Here is a 19,127-nt window from a genome sequence, read left to right as displayed (position 1 = left end):
CTCTTAGATATAGAAGCCTCTAGTTAGTTTACTAATTAGAGGCTTTTTTTTATCTTCGTATGTATGAAAATCAATACACACACTCATCATATTACAGCACAGCAGGGGATAATAGAAATCATCAATCAGTATCCTCTGACAGTGGATAATACCCTTCCTACCTATACTGTTGGTATACATCCATGGTATATCCAGGAAGAGCGTTTAGAGGAAGAGTTAGCCTTGTTAGAAGAGCAGCTACAACAGCCAAATTGTTTAGCGATAGGAGAGTGTGGATTAGATAAGAAGATCAATATTTCGTTAAATCTACAGATAGAAGTATTTAAGAAGCAATTACTACTTGCAGAAAAGTATAAAAAAGCAGTAATTTTGCACGTCGTTTCAGCTTATCAAGAAGTTATACAGATTAAGAAAGAGTTACAGATTACGGTTCCTCTGATTATACATGGCTTCAATAAAAAAGAGCAAGTAGCAGAGAGTCTGTGGAAGAATGGGTTTTATTTGTCTTTTGGTAAACACCTTATTTATAACGAGGCATTGAGAAGTACCTTCTTGAAAGTACCAAGAGAGCAGTTGTTTTTAGAAACAGATGATGCTAAGGAGATAACCATAGAGGACGTATATACTGTGGCAAGCGCATTAGATATGAATATAGAAGCGATCATAGAACAGAATTATAAAACAGTTTTTAATAGATAACATCAGTCTTAGATTGATATAATAAGTAGAATAAATGGCAATTTGGCAAGAAAGAGCAGAATTACTTTTTAAGGAAGAAGGATTGCAAAAACTAAAAGATGCGAAAGTATTAGTAGTAGGATTAGGAGGAGTTGGATCATTTGCAGCTGAGTTTTTAGCTAGAGCAGGAGTAGGAAATATGACTATCGTAGATGGAGATACTGTAGATATTACGAATATCAATAGACAGTTACCCGCTTTACACTCTACGATCGGTATGCCAAAAGTGAAAGTTGTAGGAGATAGATTGATGGATATTAACCCAGAGCTTAACTTGATTCGTATAGAAGAGTTTATTTCTCCAGAGCGTGCTCATGAGATTGTGACAGAGGACTTTGATTATGTATTAGATTGTATTGATAGTATTACACCTAAGATTAACCTTATTTTGGCAGCTAAACGCAAGAAGGTAAAAGTAATCAGTGCGATGGGAGCAGGAGGAAAGATGATGGCAAATAAGATTGTGATTAAAGATATCAGTAAGACAGATGTATGTCCACTAGCGAAGCAGATCAGAAAGCGCCTAAAGAAAGAAGGAATATCTTCTGGGGTAAAAGCAATCTTCTCTACAGAAAAACCTGACGAGAGTAGCTTAAAGATGACAGATGGTAGTAACTTTAAAAAGTCATTTTTTGGGACGAATAGTTGGATGCCAGCCTTGTTTGGTTTAAACTCAGCAGAACATGTAGTAAGATATATCTTATCGAAATAGTAAAGTAAAAAGGCTGTAAATCAATTAGATTTACAGCCTTTTTTAGTAAGGGAAGAATTGCTATTATTTTGTTGTTGAACTGTTGTTTCCCTTATGGGGACTTATTATGAATTTTAGTAACCTATTGTAAATTGTGTGTTTTTAAACTGTTCGTTCTCTACTTCATCTACTATAGCGACAGCTACATCCTCTACAGATATTCTACTTCTACATTCGCTATCATAGACAGGAGTATTATTACTTAGTCTAAAGTGTCCTGTGCGCTTTCCAGGGTTTTGTGGGTTCATTTCTATCGCAGGGCTAAAGTATGTCCAGATAAAACCGTTTTCTTTACTTAATACCTGCTCAAAATAGTCTCTTACTGCTGTAGCACCTGGTTTAATAAAGTCAGGAAAATCTACTGTGTCTACTAACTGTAGCCCTGGTTTAATATACAGTGTACCTGCTCCACCGATTACAATTAAGCGCTCTACTTTAGCTTCTTTTACAGCATTGTGTATAGTCTGTATTCCTGTTGTGAAGTCTTCGTAAAGATTAGGATTTGACCATCCTGCATTGAATGCACTGATGACTACATCTGCGCCTGTTATCATCTTTACGAGTTCTTTTTGATCTGTTATATCTAGCGCTACTTTTTTTACTAAAGCGCTATTAGATATTGTTGAGGTATTTCTAGCGATTGCTGTAACGTTGTATTGACGATGTATCAATTCGTTTAATATAGCACTACCTACATATCCAGACGCTCCTATCAAAACTATATTTTTCATACGGTGTTATTTTATTAGGACAAAGGTACTGAGGAGTAGTGGTTTAAAAATAGAAAGCCGACTTAATCTAGAAATTTCTTAATCTAGGTTAAGTCGGCTAATATTGTATAAAGGTTGTTTCTTGTTTAGTAAGCTGGTATAACTTCAGCAACCATAAGGCCTTGAAGTATAAAAATCAAAAGAGAAAGTCCCCATAAAAATACGAAAGCGAGTTTCTGTAAAAAGGGTTGTTTAACTCCTGCTTGCTTTTGTGCTTTTTGTAACATTAACATCGGCATGATTAAAGCAAGAACTACTAATGGGATAGAAGCATATCCTAGTGCTATTACGAATCCATCAGGATAAAAGATAGCAAATACTAATGGAGGAATAAAGGTCAATAGCATTGCCGACATATTATTCTTGATTAGCGGTTTGTTCTTTCCTAAGTCTTGGATATAATCTTTTAAAGCCATGGCTACTCCCCAGAAAGAAGTAAGTAATGCTGCAGAAGCAAATAGTGTAAAAGAAATACCAATCATTTTTGAATTGTGTACTTGTTTTACTGCTTTTAATAAGCCTTCCATTTTAGAGTTCTCTTGTAGTATAGCAGTAAAGGTATTGCTATCTAAGTTTCCTAAGAATGTAAGTTCCCATACTAAGTATAATAGAAGAGGAGTGATACTTCCGATTAAAAATACGAGTTTTAATTGTTTAATATTTCCGTCTAAGTATTTTACCAATGTTGGAATAACTACATAGAACCCAAAGCTAGTAAAGATTACAGGAATAGTGGCTAATACAGGAATACTAGAAGAAGGTAAATGTTGTAAGTGGATCATTTCTACTTTAGGTAATAATAACGCCATTACAATACACAAGAAGATTAGCTTCGTTGTAAATACAATTTTATTACTAAAGTCAACAACACGTGTGCCGAATGCGATGATACTTCCAAATAATGCTGTAAATAGAAAAGCAGAAGTATGAGATGATATTTCTACTTGTAGCCACTTCTCTAAGTTAGTTCTGAATATTTCACCTCCTCCTGTGATATAAGCACTTACTAAGGCATACATTAGTATCAGCATACTTAGCGCTGTAGCAACAGCCCCAGAGTTACCTAGATATTTTACTGTTAAAGTATTTAATCCATCTGTAGGAGGGTTGTATTTATAGACATCCACCAGAAGTATAGCAGTATAATACATAGCAAACCAGATACAGAACAAGATAAAGGCCATAAAGGTAAAGCCTACACTTGCTGATATAATGGGCATTGCTAACATTCCTGCTCCGATTGTCGTTCCTGCGACAATAAGGATACTTCCGATAATTTTTTGCATTTCTATTTGTTTAAATTTATTTAATTCTTCGAATTTATTTTTTGTTTCATTAGTCTAAAATAGGGAGTACTCCCGCTGTCATTAAAACTTGTATTACTAAGATGCTTGTTCCAAAAGCAAAAATCAAGCTAAAAGCTATCTTTTGTAAAAAAGATATGGTCTCTTGTCTTTCTTTTTTGACTTTGATGTACATCAGTACAGGAATAAACAAAGAGGTTATCACTACAGAGATAGCTGCATAGCTTAGTGCTATCACAAAACCTTTAGGATAGTAAAGTGCGAATAATAATGGAGGTATAAAAGTAATTAGGTAAATAATTACACTGTTTTTTCCAAAAGCTTTCTTTTTACTTAAATCCTTTACATAGTCAAATAGGGCTAATGCCACTCCTAAGAAAGAAGTAAGGATAGCTGCAGCAAAGAAAATGTTTAAAGGAATATTCATCCACTTAGACTCAGATACACCATTTACAGCTATGATAACAGCTTCTAGACCTTGTGTTTCTTTTATGATTGTAAAGAAAGTATTAGAGTCTATACTTCCTAAGATAGATAGTTGCCAGATGATATACACAATTAGAGGTAATAGACTACCGTAGATAAACGCTTTTTTAAGTAGCTTAATATCTCCATCTAAGTACTTTACCATACTTGGTACCACAATATGAAAACCAAATGAAGTAAAAATAACAGGAATAGAGGAGAAGAATAGTTTACTCTCTATAGGCATCTGTAAGAGATTGTCTATTCTGACATAGCCAAACATCACAATGATAACAATCAATAGAAAGATTAGTTTGATAATAAATATCCATCTCGTAGCGATATCTACCACTCGAGCACCTAAACCAACTATACCTCCAAATAAAATTGTAAAGATAAAAGCAGTCACTTGTGGACTGATATCAGTCTCTAACCAATTACTTAAGTTCAGTCTTAGGATATCACTTCCTCCTGCGATATAAGCACTTACTAGAGCGTACATCAGGGTTAGCATACTTATTCCAGTGACGATAGAGCCTGCCTTACCTAAGTATTTATAAGTCATCGTGCTCAACCCATCTTCAGGATTATTATCTTTATATGTCTCTACTAATAGAATAGCGGTATAACACATCGTTAACCATATCAAGATCATTACTATCGTAATGCCTGTAAATCCTACTCCAGACGAAATAATCGGCATGGCTAACATTCCACCTCCGATTGCTGTACCCGCTATAATAAGGGAACTACCTATAAGTTTACTATTCACTTTGAGTTTGTGTTTTTAGTTTGATTGTTGTAAAAAAAATAAATATATGTTTTTATTATTTACTACAACACTCAAATATGTTTATTTATATTAAAATATTTTGATTGTTTTTAAGCTAAAGAGTTGTTAAATGGAATCTGATTACGTAAAAACGAGTTGATAAACAAACATTGTTTATCTTTGTTTATACACAAAATGAGAGACTATGAGTACCCTAAATTTAGAGCAAGAATTAAAAGCTAAAAAGATTAATCCTACTGCAATGCGTTTATTGGTTCTAAAATTCTTGAAGCAACAAAAAGGTGCAGTATCACTTGCTGATATAGAGGCAAGCTTTGAACAATCTGATCGAGTGACATTATATAGAACCGTAAAGACTTTTGAAAGCAAAGGATTACTTCATAGTATTACGACTAATAATATTACTCATTATGCGCTATGTGCTCAGGGGTGTGACGAAAAGAATCATCACGATACTCATCTACATTTCGTGTGTAATAATTGTAAAAAGACAATCTGTTTAACACAAGTGTCTATCCCTAAAATAGAAGTACCAGCTGGTTTTCAGCTAGATGATATAGACGTAGTAGCTAAAGGGGTGTGTAAGGAGTGCAAGCCCTAAAATCGACGATATCGATACTTAGAGATGATGTGGGTAAGAATGGTAACAGCGTGAATTCTAGAGTTCTCAATAAACCAAGTGTGCGTGTTTAAACCACCGCATACTACACCTGCTAAATATAAGTTCGTCACATTTGTTTCCATAGTTTCTGTATTGTAAGTAGGAGTCTGATTAGCATCATTAGATATTGTAACTCCTAATTGTTTTAAAAAGGCAAAGTTAGGACGATATCCTGTAAGTGCAAGGACAAAGTCGTTTTTTATTGCTAGTTCTTCGTTATTTGTGTTGATTATAACTGTATTATCAGTTATTTCTTTGATGTTACTGTTGAATAGGGCAGTGATACTTCCTTCTTTAATTCTATTTTCAATATCCGGTTTTACCCAATATTTTACATGAGAACTAATTTCTTTATCTCTTACAACCATAGTGACATTTGCTCCTTTGCGATAGCATTCTAATGCTGCATCTACAGAAGAATTACTTGCACCTACCACCACTACATCCATACCTGCATAATAATGAGGATCTGTGTAGTAATGAGAAACTTTAGGTAAGTGTTCTCCTGGAATGTTTAATGGATTTGGAATATCATAAAAACCAGTCGCTACGATAATGTCCTTAGCTGTATAGTTATCCTTAGAAGTCTTTATATCAAATGATCCTTCTTCATTTTTAGTCGCTTCTAAGACAGTTTCGAATAAGTTTATCGTAAGTTCATTAGTCGTTACCACTCTACGGTAGTATTCTAAAGCTTCACTACGACGAGGTTTGTTTTCTTTACTAATAAAAGGAATCTTGTCTAACTCTAATAATTCAGAAGAAGAAAAGAACTGCATATTAACAGGATAGTGATATAAGGAATTAACTAAACAACCTTTTTCTATGATTAGATAAGAAAGTCCGTTCTTCTTAGCTTCTAGTCCACAGGCTATACCTATAGGGCCACCTCCTATAATTATAATGTCAAAATGCTTCATTGTATCTATTTTCTATTCGCAAAACTCAAAGTTACGGCTTTATTCTTGTTCCTCTTTTAGAAAGCGGGTAAAAAAATAAGAGCTACTCGTTAGAGTAGCCCTTACAGGATATATTGTGAATGAAATTATTCAGTTACTTTATCAGCTACTAAATGAATTCCTATTTCCATATCTTGACTAATAGCCCAGTCAGCAGGGTTAAGAGCAGCACCTGAATCTTTATCAGTAGTACCGAATACTAATCCCCATTCTGTACGGTCAGCTACGAATGCAGCATCCATAACAGCTTTACCATTCTCTACAGTTACTTTAGCAGGGAAAGTGATGTTTACAGTTTTTCCTAAGATAGTTAAGTTTCCACTTACTACTTTATTAGCTCCTTCTATTTTACTAGTGTGTTTAGCAGCGTCGAAATCTTCTACATTAGTGATTTTGAAATCAACAGTCGAATTAGCTTCTACGTTAAAGAAGTCAGCACTTTTTAAGTGACCTTCTAATTTAGCGATATCTTCATCAGCACTTACAGAAGCACGATCAACTTTGATAGAGTTCATATCGATAGTATAAGAACCTGCGTTTAACCCATTTGCATCGATAGCGATATCACCAGCTTTTAAAGTTAAAGTACCATAACGAGGGTTAACTCCTCCTTTGTGACCTACTTTCCAAGTTACATTACTCTCAGTCAAGTTTACTGAATATTTGTCTCCTTGTTCTACAGCTACTTCTTGTTCTGTTGTAGTTGTTGCTTTATCTGCATTTTTGTTTCCACAAGATGCAAGAGTTAACGTAGCGATTACAGCTAACGATAATACAATTTTTTTCATTTTATATGCTAATTTGTTGATACAAATATACATGCTTAAATAAGAATAAACAATCAGTCAGAAAAAAATGACTACTAATTTTGAGCTAAAAAGCTTTAAAAGTGTCATATTTAACATTTTTTGTGCTTTTTATTTGGGTTTATTGATGAAATTAAATGACAATGTTTTCTTTTACAAGAGTAGAGTACAAACTACTTTAGAATAGAGTAATAAAAAATGGGATGTTTTAATTAAACACCCCATTTAAAGATTTGCATTAAAAATATATTACTATTCAGCAATTAATTTACCTTGCATTAAAGCGAAGTGAGCAGGGAATGTACATAAGAAGTCATAAGTACCTGCTTCAGTAATTGTGAATTCAATAGTATCAGATTGTCCACCTCCTAAAGTTTTAGTATGTGCTACTACATTTTCTAAACCACTTGGATGAATATAGTCAGTTTCTGTTGCTTGAGCAGCTTCAGTAGCAAAAGCAGTCATGTCTGTACCTGGTTTTAATAATACCCAGTTATGCCCCATAATTGCTTTATCCATTTTACCAGTATGTTTTAAAGTCAATGTAACTTTCTCTCCTACAGGAACACGAATTTCAGTTTGGTCAAATTTCATTTGATCATCTGCATTTAACGTGATTTGTACACCTGTTACTTCTTCTGGTGCTGCTGTTGTTTCAGCAGGCGTTTCAGTTGGAGTAGTTGTTGTATCTACTTTTTTCTCACCACATGAGAATAACATAGTACTTGTTGCTAAAACAGCTAGAGCTAAGTTTAATTTTTTCATAATTATTTTATATAATATTATTTATTTGTTAAGCGCTTTTAAGCGCTCATTTTGAGTACTATAAAGGTACGATAAATAACATTATTGCTCACTTTTTAATGTTTAAAATTTGTTAAAAAAACTACTGTTCTTTAAAAGAAGCTAAAGTGTTTAAGAAGTTGTCTTTTTGCGCTTCTTTATTCTGCCCTGTTGTCCATGTAATGTATTGATAGTTAGCTTTTTTTCCATCTAATATTACTTGTATCATATACATCATATCTTTATCTTGAGACATCAGTAGTTCATACTTCTTCCCTGGTATTCCGTTTATTCGGACATCTTCTTGTACTATTATCTCATAGTTCTCTCTTTTGTTATAGCTAGCTAGAGATTGTTTAACGTATTCTTCGAAGTTTGCCGTCTTATTTTTGTCTTGATGTACAGTGACTAAATACATCTGTTTAAACGTATTTCCATATTGAATATCAGCATCAGGGTATAATTCTTGCATCGGTGCGAATGTACCAGGTACTTCTATTGTATATAGATCTAAGACTTTGACATCTTGTGTTGGGGCTACTTTTTGGTTACAGCTGATTAGTGTAAAGAATGTAGCAGCTACTAAGGCGATTTTTGTTCTCATAGTCAAAATAAATAGGATTAATTAGATTTTTAAAGTTACTAAAAAGTATTCGGAGCAGATGTTATTTTATGGTTATTTTTTAAGATACAGTTTTTGGACTACTCATAATTGTTTACCTTAGAAGGGTATTAACTTAAATAAAAACAATATGGCAAAATCAGTTTTAATGTTAGCAGGTGACTTCGTAGAAGATTATGAAGTAATGGTTCCTTATCAAGCACTATTATCAATTGGAGTACAAGTAGATGTGGTATGTCCTGGAAAGAAGAAGAATGAAGTGATTGCAACTGCTGTACACGACTTTGTAGGGTATCAAACTTATGCAGAACTAAGAGGACATAATTTTGTAATCAATAAGTCATTTGATGAAGTGAATGTAGCAGATTATAATGGACTGTATATCTGTGGAGGGCGTTCTTCAGAATATATCCGTCTAAATAGTAAGGTAATTGACTTTGTGAAGTACTTCTTTGAAAAGAATTTACCAGTAGCGGCTATCTGTCACGGTATTCAGGTATTAACTCCAGCAGGTGTATTAAATGGAAGAACACTGACTGCTTATCCAGCAGTAGGACCAGATATCACTTTAGCGGGTGGTCATTATAAAGAAGTAGGAGTAGATAAAGCTGTGGTAGACGGTAATTTAGTTACTTCTCCTGCATGGCCTGGACACCCTGATATCCTTAGAGAATTCTATAAAATGTTAGGTGTAGTGATAGGATAAGCTTGTTATTATAACTCATAGTTTGCGATGTTCTATAATAAGATTTGCTAAAACATTTCTTATTTTAGCATCGCAAATTTTTTTTAAATATGATTTCAGAAGCACAATTTCAAGCAGAATTAGATATAATTATTAAGAACGCTATACGTGAAGATGTAGGAGATGGAGACCATAGCTCATTAGCTTGTATTCCTTCTACAGCTACAGGTAAGGCAAAATTACTAGTAAAAGAAGCAGGGTATATAGCAGGAGTAGAGTTCGCACAACAAGTATTGAACTATGTTGACCCTACTCTAGAAGTAGAAGTGTGTATTCAGGATGGAGCGAAAGTAGAAGTAGGAGATATAGTCTTATATATCTCAGGGTCTTCTCAGTCTATTCTAAAGGCTGAGCGACTAATGCTTAATGCCATGCAGCGTATGAGTGCTATCGCTACGAAGACTCGTGTATTCGTAAACTTATTAGAAGGTACGGGTACTAAGATATTAGATACACGTAAGACTACACCAGGTATACGTGCGATAGAGAAGTGGGCAGTAAAGATAGCTGGAGGAGAGAACCACCGTTTTGCTCTTTATGATATGATTATGTTGAAAGATAATCATATTGACTTCGCAGGAGGTATCAAAGAAGCGATTGAAAAGACAAACCAATATTTAAAAGACAATAATAAAGAGCTAAAGATCATCGTAGAAGCTAGAAGCATCGATGAGGTGAAGCAAATCTTAGCTTGTGATAATGTTCACCGTATCTTGTTAGACAATTTTGACTATGCGATGACACGTGAGGCTGTTGCATTGATAGGTGATCAATGTCAAACGGAGTCGTCAGGTAATATCGATGAAAGCACAGTTAGAGAGTATGCATTATGTGGAGTTAACTATGTTTCTTCAGGAGCATTAACACACTCAGTGTACAATATGGACTTAAGCCTTAAAGCAGTATTGTAGTAAAAGAGAAATATGGCAAAAACAATAAAGAAAATAGTATGTCCTCAGTGTGGGAGTAATCAGGTTGATGAGACTAAGAAAGACCACTATATCTGTAGAAGCTGTAATACACAGTTCTTTCTAGATAATGATGATATTACTATTAACCATAATTATAATACGGGTAAACTGAATAATGAACAAGGAGTGCAGATTGCTAAAAAAGCCATTATAGGCTTCTCTGCTGTTATCTTTATCTATTTCGCTTACCAGATCAGTAGATTCATATTTGCAGATTCTACACCAGCCCCTGTTACTACCACAGAGTATAACACCACCCCACCTCCTAAGCGAGATGTGAGATATGTCAATGCTAGTTATTCAGAAACAGCCTTAATGATCGACCCAAAAGGGAAGAATACCATCGTCTTTACAGGGTGGTTTAATGATATCTTTGCTGAGAAAGGTAAGGAAAATGAGGTATACACCATCTTACTAGACGCGACTACAGGAGAAGAAATCAGTAGAACACTTCTAGAAGTAGACCTATCTATAAAAGGAGCAGGTACGCATAGCAGTAAATTAGATTATTATAGAGGGGCTAATGACGAGCTATTCCTTATTGTGAATAGTTACTATTTATTCTTGTATAACCCTTCTCAGAAAGTGTTTGAGAATGTGACAGAATCTTTCTTTGTTAAGTATCCTGAGTTTGCAGGAGGAGTAGCAGCGATAGAATCTAGAACTTTTGATCAATGTCTGACAGTTACGAATAATAAAGGAAAACAATATGCCTTATTTGCAGATATAGGTGTTGTATTACCTATAGATAAAATCTCTAATATATACGATAAGAAATTAACGGATCCAGTTAAGACTACATCCTATAAATTTACGCGTATAGGTTTTGATTTTCCAGAAGAAGAAATACAGTTGATACAATACGAACATTGGACTCAAAAAGGTTTTCCACAATACAATGTAAGTTTTAACTGGAGCAAAGATTACGGTAGATCGGGTATATTCACAGAGAAGTCTCCTTATAAGAAAGTTTTAGTGATGCCGTATACTAAATCTAGAGCGAAGATAGTTTCTATTAAAGACCTTACTCCTAATCATACTTATGTAGATGGAGCACGTGTACTAGTAGGAGACGCAGAGTCTGTTATCATTGCTATCAAGATGTCTGTATTGGAGAACGAGACTATAACACTGCAGAAGATAAGTGGGGTAGATGGTAGTGTGTTATGGACTAAGAAAACGGACTGGAAAGAGATCCGTAGTATTGATGTAGAAGGAGATTATATATTAGTAAGGTTAGACAGTACTAATATTGCTATAATAAATAAGGATGGAGAGATCAAGATGACTTCAGACTTTTATGAACTAAAGACAGTAGGAAAAGAGATATAACTATGGGATTATTCAATATTTTTAAGAAACAGCTAGCTTCTGTTATAGAATGGAAGGATCAACCACAAGATGTCGTATGGTATCAATTTCCGTCGCCAACAGATGAGATCAAGAATGCATCTAAGTTAATCGTAGCACCGAGTCAAGGATGCGTATTAGTATACGATGGAAAAGTACAAGATATACTCCTAGAAGAAGGAACCTTTAGTCTGAGTACAGCTAATCATCCTTTTATTACGACATTGATTAATATTCGTCAGAATTTTGAAAGTGAGCATAAGTTAAAAGTGTTCTTCTTTAGACAATCTCAGATTATTAATCAGTCTTGGGGTACTCCTAGTGCGATTAAGTATGTAGATAAGCATTATGATATTCCGATAGAACTAGGAGTGAATGGGACATTCTCGTTTAAGATACAGGATATTAACTTTCTTTATAGAGAGGTTATTAGCAATGCGAATGTATATACAGCGATGGACTTAAAAGATATCCTTATTCAACGCATTCCTCAGGCTATCACTACTTATCTATCAGGAGCCTCATTTGGCTATACGGAGATAGATGCGCAGCTAGAAGTAATCTCTACCGAAATCAAGAATAAACTAAATGAAGAGTTTGCTGCTTTAGGACTTGCATTGACAGACTTTAAAGTACTAGGAACAGTATTCGATACCAAGACCCAACAGCGTATTGCCACTGTGTCTAATATAACTTCTGATGTAAAAGCAGCAGAAGCAGCAGGAATGACGTATGCAGAGTTAGAGAAGTTGAAAGCTCTGAGAGATGCTGCTCGTAATGAAGGTGGACTAGCAGGGGCAGGAGTGCAGATGGGAGCAGGACTAGAGTTAGGTAAGCAGCTGGGTATCGCTTCTAATCAAGTGCTGGAGCAGTCTGGAGATGATGGGCTTCAAGTTTTAAAGAAATTAAATTTATTATTACAAGAAGGAATCATTACACAAGAAGATTACGATCAAAAAAAGAAAGAAATATTATCAAAACTATAGCGTATGAAGTATATTATCGGTTTTATAGTTTGTATCTTAGTATTAATAACAGCATTATATGTTATTTTAGGTTTTTGGGGAATAGCCATGTTTGATTCAGAACATCTAGTCAATACCTATAAGACCATCGGAATAGTAATAGTAGTAGCCTTATTTTTGATTATGGCAGTGAGCTTTTTCTTTAAGCGTGATCATAAAGGTTATGATACGACTAAGGGAAATATAGCACATCCTAAAAAATAGCTTGATAAAAAGAAAAGAGATTAAATGTCGCAGGAAATAGAAGAAAGATTAGACAGAATACCTGTCATACGTACGATAGTCCGGACTTTAAAATGTATTCGTTTTAAGGTGTTAGAAGGGTATTCTCTTTATGATTTAATAGAATTATATGTCTTAGGGATTATAAAAGGAGCATTCTCCTATAGGGCAGGATCTATCGCCTTCAGTTTCTTTATGGCGTTATTTCCGTTTGCACTTTTTATACTGAACTTGATTCCCTATATCCCGATAGACAATTTTCAGGTAGACTTTATGCAGTTTATCGAGAGTTCTGTCCCTCCGAATACCTTTGGTGCGATAGAGTCTATTCTGAGCGATATTATGAATAACAGTTATCGCTCGTTACTATCATCCGGATTCTTGCTATCTATATTCTTAATGACTAATGGAGTCTTTGCGATTATAGGAGGATTTGAGTCTTCGTATCACATTATTGTTTCTCGCAATCTGATTAGACAGTATCTTGTCGCATTAGTCTTATCTGTATGTCTAGCGATACTAGTCATTTTCTCTGTTGCATTCTTTGTGACACTAGAGGTGGTGATGTATAAGTTTAACCTAGATTCTATGTTGATACAGTGGTCTAGAAGCATATTCTTATTGTTAGTAGTACTGATGACTACCTCTATCTTATACAAGTTCGGAGCCAAGCAGACCAAGCAAGTATCCTTCATCTCTATAGGGTCTGTATTTACGACTATTCTTTACATACTTACTTCTTATCTCTTTGGGGTATATGTATTGAGATTTGCTCGCTATAATGAGTTATATGGCTCTATTGGGACGTTGTTAGTAGTGATGTTCTATTTGTGGATTAACTGTATGATTCTATTGTTAGGTTTTGAATTAAATTTAGCTATAAATAAATTAAAGTCAAAAAAATAGCTATATTTGGGTTATAACCTTAAAATTAAACGCTGAACTATGAGAAATTTTTTAACGACAATTGTGTTGGTGTTAGCTGTGTCTTTATCAGCACATGCACAGAGTATAGTAGGTAAGTGGAAAACGATAGACGATAGTACAGGAAAAGAGAAGTCTATTGTTGAAATTTACGAGAAAGACGGTAAATATTACGGACAGGTAAAGAAACTTTTAAACCCATCTAAACCTAACCCAAAATGTGATAACTGTGAAGGAGATGAGAAGGGAAAACCTATCGAAGGGCTTGTTATCATTAAAGACTTACAGAAAAAAGGAAATGAATATACAGGTGGTAAAATCACTGATCCTGAAAGTGGTAAACAGTATAAATGTACTGTGAAACTAAATGGGAAGGATAAGCTAGATGTGCGTGGATATATCGGATTATCTCTGATAGGAAGAACACAGACGTGGAAAAAAGCAGATTAAAGATAAGTGAAGTATTTATAATAGTTATTTTATAATACAGAGATAGATTATCTAAAATAATTTTAAAAGATATAAAGGTCATTAGCACGCGCTAATGACCTTTTCTTTTGGGTAGAAGTCTTGTGTGGTATATAATCGGAGAGAGAAGAGGGAGTGAAGCCTGTAATTATGGCTACCTAATAGTTATCAAGCAAATCATTATTCATAGGTTCTATTTCTTCAACACCCCTACAACACTTCTTCAACATTGCTTCAAGAAACAAGCCTTCTAGTAGAGCAATCTTGGGGTATTGTTGAAGAAGTGTTGAAGGAAATGCTATAACTGCTTATATACACTGCTGTTAGGAGCTGTTGGGCAATTAGGATAGAAATGTTTGTTTTTGATTTATGTTATTGATTAGTAGTGTTTTGTGTCGTTTTTAGGGAGTGAAAAAAGTGATGCTTTTTTTATGTGGTATTTAGGTGTTATACATCACAGATTAGAAACCTTCAACAACGCGAGTAGAGGTGTATCGCGTGCATCTACTAGAAGTAATGAGATGTTATATATTACAGAATATATATAACCTTGCGATAAATAAGAGCGAATATAGTACTGATGGGATGAGATAAAAATAAAGCGATTATCTTTGTAATTATTGATTTCTAAAAAATAGTACTATTAGTATGAATTACTTTGTTGAGGTTATTGTTCCATTAGCTTTAGACCCTACGTTTACTTATGCTGTAAGTGAGGCAGAATACGAGTTTATCCAAGTAGGGATGCGCGTAGCTGTTCCTTTTGGTCGTTCTAAAGTATATACGGCTGTGGTAATCGAAAAACACAATAGAGTACCTCAGTACTATGAGGCAAAAGAAATCAATGAGATTATAGATCTGACTCCTGTTGTCACTGAGAAACAGATCAGCTTATGGAAGTGGATAGCAGACTACTATATGTGTACGATAGGGGATGTGTATAAGAGTGCTATGCCATCACAGTTACTTTTAGAAAGTGAGACACTTATACAGTATAATCCGGATAGTACTATTAAAGCAGAAGAATTAGATGATGCAGAATATTTAATATATGAGGCACTTCAAGTACAGTCTATTCTTAAAGTAGAAGAGATTATAGCAGTACTGAACCGAAAGAAGGTCTTCCCTGTGATTAACTCTCTTCTAGAAAAGAAGATGATATTCTTACAAGAAGAGATGGTGGAGAAGTATAAGCCGAAACAGATTAGATATGTCAAACTAGCGGAGCAATACTTGGCTGAGAATGGTTTGGCAGATTTGATGGAAGTAGTCTCTCGTGCTGAAAAGCAAAGAGAGATGATCTTAAAATATTTTCAATTGCAGGCTGTGCACAAAAAGCCGATTACAGTCAAACAGTTAGTAGAAGAATCAGAATCTACATCTGCAGTAGTTAAGGCACTTATTAATAAAGGCATATTTGAAGATTACTATTTAAACCAAGATCGTGTGATCTTCGGGGATGCAGTACAAGATATTATCGAGTTAAGTGATGAGCAGAGTAAAGCTCTTTGGGAGATCGGGCAGTCATTAGAAACGAAGGATGTCGTCTTACTACACGGTGTAACTGCGTCTGGTAAAACAGAAGTATATATCAAACTTATAGAGAAATACTTGGCAAATGAAGGACAGGTATTATTTCTATTGCCAGAGATAGGGCTTACAACACAATTAGTGATGAGGTTGACTAGCTATTTTGGAAACGAAGTAGCAGTGTATAACTCAAAGTATTCTCACAATGAACGATTAGAAGTCTGGGATCAGGTATTGAATAAGTCTGAAAAAGCAAAAGTGGTTATCGGTACAAGGTTATCTGTCTTCTTGCCTTTTCAGGATTTACAGTTGATAGTAGTAGATGAAGAACAAGAAGGAAACTATAAGCAACACGATCCAGCTCCTCGATATCACGGAAGGGATGCAGCTATCGTATTGGCAAAACAGCACAATGCTAAAGTAGTCTTAGGATCTGCAACACCGAGCTTAGAAACGTATTACAATGCTACACAAGGCAAGTATGGTTTAGTGGAATTAAAGAAGCGCTATACCAATGTAGTCTTGCCAGAGATTGTTTTAGTAGATGTAAAAGATAAATATAAACGAAAACAGATGACAGGGCATTTCTCAGATCAGTTGATCGATGAGATAAATATGGCGTTGTCGTTAGAAGAACAGGTTATTCTGTTTCAGAACCGAAGAGGTTTCTCTCCTGTCGTAGAGTGTATGACTTGTGGAGCTGTACCAGAATGTCCTCATTGTGATGTGAGTTTGACATATCACAAGTATAAAAATGAGTTGAGGTGTCACTATTGTGGTTTTACGCTACCGATGCCCAAACAGTGTTTTAGATGTCACAGTGTGGATCTGAATACAAAAGGATTTGGTACAGAGCAAGTAGAGGAAGAATTAAAAGAGTTGTTTCCGAATAAGCGTATTGCGCGTATGGATCAAGATACAACTAGAGGAAAGTATGGCTTTGAGAAATTAGTAGAGTCCTTTCAAGCGAGACAAATCGATATTCTAGTAGGAACGCAGATGTTGGCGAAGGGATTTGATTTTGACAATGTGAATTTGGTCGGAATAATGAATGCGGACAACAGTTTGTATCATCCTGACTTTAGAGCGCATGAGCGGGCATATCAGATGATGACACAGGTAGCAGGTAGGGCAGGGAGAAAGGATAAAAAGGGTAAAGTGATTATTCAGACATTTAATCCGTATCACAATATCATACAGCAAGTGACTCATTATGATTATATGGGAATGTATAAAGAGCAGATGTATGAGCGATATAACTTTAAGTATCCTCCTTTCTATAGATTAGTTAAGCTGACACTAAGACATAAAGAGTTCGAGAAGTTAAAAGAGGCTTCATTTTGGTTGTATAACAACCTGAAGGAGCAACTAGGTGTACCTGTTTTAGGACCAGAAGAGCCTGCGATTAATAGGATACGCAATCAATATATACGAGTGATTTTAATTAAAATTCCTCAGAATGTACCTCTGATAAAGACAAAAGAGAATGTTCGAAAAATATTGAAAAGTTTTGAAGCGATAGGACAGTATCGCTCTGTGAAAGTAGTCGCTAATGTAGATTTCTATTAGCGATTTTTTTAGAAGGTAAAAGAAGTGTTATAAAAAAGAAATAATAGTATGGAATTAAAAATTGTAGTATCACAAGATTCATTTAATAGTCAAGAGGCTTATGATATCGTTTATTCAAATATCACGTTTATTAACTTGGTAAGAGAAGAAGGAGGATTAATGGAAGAGACAGTTCACCCAGATGCAATCCTAAGTTATTATCTTGATTATTATTTAGCTCAATATAAGAATGGAAACTTCTCTCAGATTGTTTGGAATACTCAGGCTGATTATGAGTTTTTTGCTATTATAGCTGATGGGCTAGAGAAAATAGGAGCTACACAAAACTTAGCTCTTTTAAAGAAGCAACTTGAAGTTTTAAATAATATTGACGAAACTGTATTAGAGGCATTCTGTGAGTCGGATTACTTTGGTACGAATCCTACAAGAGATCTGTTGAAGAATGATGATTTCTATAATCTAGAAGAGGATATCGTAGAGTTAAATGCGAAGTGGTTGAGAAATCACCCTGATCTAGATGTATTATCTATAGAAGGAATGTATCAGAGAGCAGAGGCATTATTAGACAAGAAAATAGAAAGATAAATAAGAGGGAGTGAAAAAGCTTAGATTTACTGAAGTGTCTTAGATATGTCATAGTTATGTCATAAGGAATATTATACATCTGATGTAGTTTTGAATTGTTTAAAATATAATAAAGAAAGCTATGAATGTATTAAGTCAAAAATTGAAAGAACTAAGAGTGATAAAGGGGTTTTCTCAAGAAGAGTTAAGTGAAAGGTCAGGTATTAGTATTAGGACAATTCAACGAATCGAAAAAGGAGATAGTGAACCACGAGGAACGACTTTACAATTGTTATGTGGTGCTTTAGGGCAAGATATTAAAGATATTATTTCTGTTGAGAAGATAGAACTAATTGTAAGTAGAAAGTATTATTTGTCAATATTAGTAGGGCTTATTATTCCTTTGGGAAATGTTTTAGGTCCTTTTATAGTTTGTATTAGCAATAATAGAGAGGAGTTTAAGAAAGAAGGGAAGCATATTATTTATAATCAAATAGTTTATGCGTTGTTGTCGGCTTTTATCATTATTATCTGGACAATAGGGAAAATTAATCATGTAGCAGGAATCAACTATGTTTTAATGTTTTTTCTTTGTTTGTCATTTGCTAATTATGGGGTTAGTGTTTATGCTTTATATAAAATGAATAAAGAAACAAAGAGAATGTTTTATTATCCGTTTTTTAAAAAATAAGAAATTAGTTTTGGATAGTATGTATAAAGTTGTATTTTTGCACCCAATTTTGTAACAAATAAAATTTAGTATTTATGAATCATTATGAAACTGTTTTCATCTTGAATCCCGTTTTATCTGAAACTCAGATAAAGGAAACAGTAGTGAAATTCGAAGAATTTCTTACTTCTAGAGGAGCTGAGATGGTAGCTAAAGAGGACTGGGGCTTAAAAAAATTAGCTTATGAAATCCAACACAAGAAAAGTGGTTTTTATCACTTATTCCAATTCACAGCACCTGCTGATATCATCATCAACTTAGAGACTGAATTCAGACGTGACGAAAGAGTTATGCGTTTCTTAACTGTAGCTTTAGACAAACACGCTGTATCTTGGGCTGAGAGAAGAAGAGAGAAATTAAAATCTAAAAAAGCTTAA

At 34.5% G+C, this 19,127-nt stretch carries 21 protein-coding genes; 14 read left to right on the top strand and 7 right to left on the bottom strand.

What is annotated here, in order from left to right; all coding sequences use genetic code 11:
• The first annotated feature begins 63 nt into the window (after positions 1-63).
• Together RT228_RS12335 and RT228_RS12330 are read left to right on the top strand one after the other, a co-directional pair.
• On the top strand, positions 64-699 hold the full coding sequence (locus RT228_RS12335; protein ID WP_006260258.1) for a TatD family hydrolase: 636 nt from the start codon (positions 64-66) through the stop codon (positions 697-699).
• A gap of 34 nt (positions 700-733) precedes the next feature.
• The gene (locus RT228_RS12330) at positions 734-1,450 is read left to right on the top strand and encodes a ThiF family adenylyltransferase (RefSeq protein WP_006260257.1); all 717 of its coding nucleotides are present in this window, start codon (positions 734-736) and stop codon (positions 1,448-1,450) included.
• Between the two features lie 113 nt (positions 1,451-1,563).
• On the opposite strand, the gene RT228_RS12325 is transcribed toward RT228_RS12330, so the two are convergent.
• The 3 genes from RT228_RS12325 to RT228_RS12315 form a co-directional block, all read right to left on the bottom strand.
• On the bottom strand, positions 1,564-2,220 hold the full coding sequence (locus RT228_RS12325; protein WP_006264421.1) for an NAD(P)-dependent oxidoreductase: 657 nt from the start codon (positions 2,218-2,220) through the stop codon (positions 1,564-1,566).
• Positions 2,221-2,345: 125 nt separating this feature from the next.
• Complete coding sequence (locus RT228_RS12320) at positions 2,346-3,545, bottom strand: aromatic amino acid transport family protein (protein ID WP_006260254.1); 1,200 nt, start codon at positions 3,543-3,545, stop codon at positions 2,346-2,348.
• 49 nt (positions 3,546-3,594) lie between these two features.
• Positions 3,595-4,800: an aromatic amino acid transport family protein gene (locus RT228_RS12315; protein ID WP_006260253.1), complete on the bottom strand. Its 1,206-nt coding sequence runs from the start codon at positions 4,798-4,800 to the stop codon at positions 3,595-3,597.
• A gap of 205 nt (positions 4,801-5,005) precedes the next feature.
• On the opposite strand from RT228_RS12315, the gene RT228_RS12310 reads away from it, so the two are divergent.
• Positions 5,006-5,422, top strand: a complete 417-nt coding sequence (locus RT228_RS12310) for a Fur family transcriptional regulator (protein ID WP_006260252.1) — start codon at positions 5,006-5,008, stop codon at positions 5,420-5,422.
• On the opposite strand, the gene RT228_RS12305 is transcribed toward RT228_RS12310, so the two are convergent.
• From RT228_RS12305 to RT228_RS12290, 4 genes are all read right to left on the bottom strand, one after another.
• Complete coding sequence (locus RT228_RS12305; RefSeq protein WP_006260251.1) at positions 5,419-6,402, bottom strand: YpdA family putative bacillithiol disulfide reductase; 984 nt, start codon at positions 6,400-6,402, stop codon at positions 5,419-5,421. The genes RT228_RS12310 and RT228_RS12305 overlap by 4 nt on opposite strands.
• Positions 6,403-6,527: 125 nt before the next feature.
• Entirely contained in the window at positions 6,528-7,229 is a 702-nt protein-coding gene (locus tag RT228_RS12300; protein ID WP_006260250.1) for a YceI family protein, read from the bottom strand.
• A gap of 270 nt (positions 7,230-7,499) precedes the next feature.
• A complete protein-coding gene (azu, locus tag RT228_RS12295; RefSeq protein ID WP_006260248.1) occupies positions 7,500-8,012 on the bottom strand; it encodes an azurin in 513 nt (170 codons plus the stop codon).
• A 121-nt stretch (positions 8,013-8,133) separates the two neighbouring features.
• Positions 8,134-8,634, bottom strand: a complete 501-nt coding sequence (locus RT228_RS12290; protein ID WP_006260247.1) for a hypothetical protein — start codon at positions 8,632-8,634, stop codon at positions 8,134-8,136.
• A gap of 148 nt (positions 8,635-8,782) precedes the next feature.
• Here RT228_RS12290 and RT228_RS12285 point away from each other — a divergent pair, with 148 nt between their 5' ends.
• From RT228_RS12285 to rpsF, 11 genes are all read left to right on the top strand, one after another.
• The gene (locus RT228_RS12285; protein ID WP_006260246.1) at positions 8,783-9,358 is read left to right on the top strand and encodes a DJ-1/PfpI family protein; all 576 of its coding nucleotides are present in this window, start codon (positions 8,783-8,785) and stop codon (positions 9,356-9,358) included.
• Positions 9,359-9,447: 89 nt separating this feature from the next.
• On the top strand, positions 9,448-10,308 hold the full coding sequence (gene nadC / locus RT228_RS12280; protein WP_006260245.1) for a carboxylating nicotinate-nucleotide diphosphorylase: 861 nt from the start codon (positions 9,448-9,450) through the stop codon (positions 10,306-10,308).
• A 12-nt stretch (positions 10,309-10,320) separates the two neighbouring features.
• Positions 10,321-11,700 carry a TFIIB-type zinc finger domain-containing protein gene (locus RT228_RS12275; RefSeq protein WP_006260244.1) on the top strand — a complete coding sequence of 460 codons (1,380 nt, stop codon included), beginning with the start codon at positions 10,321-10,323 and terminating at the stop codon, positions 11,698-11,700.
• 2 nt (positions 11,701-11,702) lie between these two features.
• Positions 11,703-12,704 carry an SPFH domain-containing protein gene (locus RT228_RS12270; RefSeq protein ID WP_006260241.1) on the top strand — a complete coding sequence of 334 codons (1,002 nt, stop codon included), beginning with the start codon at positions 11,703-11,705 and terminating at the stop codon, positions 12,702-12,704.
• Between the two features lie 3 nt (positions 12,705-12,707).
• Entirely contained in the window at positions 12,708-12,947 is a 240-nt protein-coding gene (locus RT228_RS12265; protein ID WP_006260240.1) for a hypothetical protein, read from the top strand.
• A gap of 24 nt (positions 12,948-12,971) precedes the next feature.
• Positions 12,972-13,871 (top strand): YihY/virulence factor BrkB family protein, encoded by a 900-nt coding sequence (locus RT228_RS12260; protein ID WP_006260239.1) that lies wholly within the window; start codon positions 12,972-12,974, stop codon positions 13,869-13,871.
• A 39-nt stretch (positions 13,872-13,910) separates the two neighbouring features.
• Complete coding sequence (locus RT228_RS12255; RefSeq protein ID WP_006260238.1) at positions 13,911-14,339, top strand: DUF2147 domain-containing protein; 429 nt, start codon at positions 13,911-13,913, stop codon at positions 14,337-14,339.
• A gap of 666 nt (positions 14,340-15,005) precedes the next feature.
• Positions 15,006-17,456, top strand: coding sequence for a primosomal protein N' (gene priA / locus RT228_RS12250; RefSeq protein WP_006260237.1), 2,451 nt, complete (start codon positions 15,006-15,008; stop codon positions 17,454-17,456).
• 48 nt (positions 17,457-17,504) lie between these two features.
• The gene (locus tag RT228_RS12245) at positions 17,505-18,041 is read left to right on the top strand and encodes a DUF4375 domain-containing protein (protein ID WP_006260236.1); all 537 of its coding nucleotides are present in this window, start codon (positions 17,505-17,507) and stop codon (positions 18,039-18,041) included.
• Between the two features lie 121 nt (positions 18,042-18,162).
• Complete coding sequence (locus tag RT228_RS12240) at positions 18,163-18,711, top strand: helix-turn-helix domain-containing protein (protein ID WP_006260235.1); 549 nt, start codon at positions 18,163-18,165, stop codon at positions 18,709-18,711.
• Positions 18,712-18,785: 74 nt separating this feature from the next.
• Positions 18,786-19,127, top strand: coding sequence for a 30S ribosomal protein S6 (gene rpsF, locus RT228_RS12235; protein ID WP_006260234.1), 342 nt, complete (start codon positions 18,786-18,788; stop codon positions 19,125-19,127).

The sequence above is a fragment of the Myroides sp. genome (assembly GCF_032073645.1).
Classification (GTDB): Bacteria; Bacteroidota; Bacteroidia; order Flavobacteriales; family Flavobacteriaceae; genus Flavobacterium; species Flavobacterium odoratimimum.
The sequence above is the reverse complement of the archived record's forward strand: the minus strand, read 5'-3'. Positions and strand labels throughout refer to the sequence as shown.

Coding starts and splice junctions, on each gene's coding strand:
- RT228_RS12335 (WP_006260258.1), top strand. CDS start 64: ATGAAAATCAATACACACACTCATCATATTACAGCACAGCAGGGGATA.
- RT228_RS12330 (WP_006260257.1), top strand. CDS start 734: ATGGCAATTTGGCAAGAAAGAGCAGAATTACTTTTTAAGGAAGAAGGA.
- RT228_RS12325 (WP_006264421.1), bottom strand. CDS start 2,220: ATGAAAAATATAGTTTTGATAGGAGCGTCTGGATATGTAGGTAGTGCT.
- RT228_RS12320 (WP_006260254.1), bottom strand. CDS start 3,545: ATGCAAAAAATTATCGGAAGTATCCTTATTGTCGCAGGAACGACAATC.
- RT228_RS12310 (WP_006260252.1), top strand. CDS start 5,006: ATGAGTACCCTAAATTTAGAGCAAGAATTAAAAGCTAAAAAGATTAAT.
- RT228_RS12305 (WP_006260251.1), bottom strand. CDS start 6,402: ATGAAGCATTTTGACATTATAATTATAGGAGGTGGCCCTATAGGTATA.
- RT228_RS12300 (WP_006260250.1), bottom strand. CDS start 7,229: ATGAAAAAAATTGTATTATCGTTAGCTGTAATCGCTACGTTAACTCTT.
- azu (WP_006260248.1), bottom strand. CDS start 8,012: ATGAAAAAATTAAACTTAGCTCTAGCTGTTTTAGCAACAAGTACTATG.
- RT228_RS12290 (WP_006260247.1), bottom strand. CDS start 8,634: ATGAGAACAAAAATCGCCTTAGTAGCTGCTACATTCTTTACACTAATC.
- RT228_RS12285 (WP_006260246.1), top strand. CDS start 8,783: ATGGCAAAATCAGTTTTAATGTTAGCAGGTGACTTCGTAGAAGATTAT.
- nadC (WP_006260245.1), top strand. CDS start 9,448: ATGATTTCAGAAGCACAATTTCAAGCAGAATTAGATATAATTATTAAG.
- RT228_RS12275 (WP_006260244.1), top strand. CDS start 10,321: ATGGCAAAAACAATAAAGAAAATAGTATGTCCTCAGTGTGGGAGTAAT.
- RT228_RS12270 (WP_006260241.1), top strand. CDS start 11,703: ATGGGATTATTCAATATTTTTAAGAAACAGCTAGCTTCTGTTATAGAA.
- RT228_RS12265 (WP_006260240.1), top strand. CDS start 12,708: ATGAAGTATATTATCGGTTTTATAGTTTGTATCTTAGTATTAATAACA.
- RT228_RS12260 (WP_006260239.1), top strand. CDS start 12,972: ATGTCGCAGGAAATAGAAGAAAGATTAGACAGAATACCTGTCATACGT.
- RT228_RS12255 (WP_006260238.1), top strand. CDS start 13,911: ATGAGAAATTTTTTAACGACAATTGTGTTGGTGTTAGCTGTGTCTTTA.
- priA (WP_006260237.1), top strand. CDS start 15,006: ATGAATTACTTTGTTGAGGTTATTGTTCCATTAGCTTTAGACCCTACG.
- RT228_RS12245 (WP_006260236.1), top strand. CDS start 17,505: ATGGAATTAAAAATTGTAGTATCACAAGATTCATTTAATAGTCAAGAG.
- RT228_RS12240 (WP_006260235.1), top strand. CDS start 18,163: ATGAATGTATTAAGTCAAAAATTGAAAGAACTAAGAGTGATAAAGGGG.
- rpsF (WP_006260234.1), top strand. CDS start 18,786: ATGAATCATTATGAAACTGTTTTCATCTTGAATCCCGTTTTATCTGAA.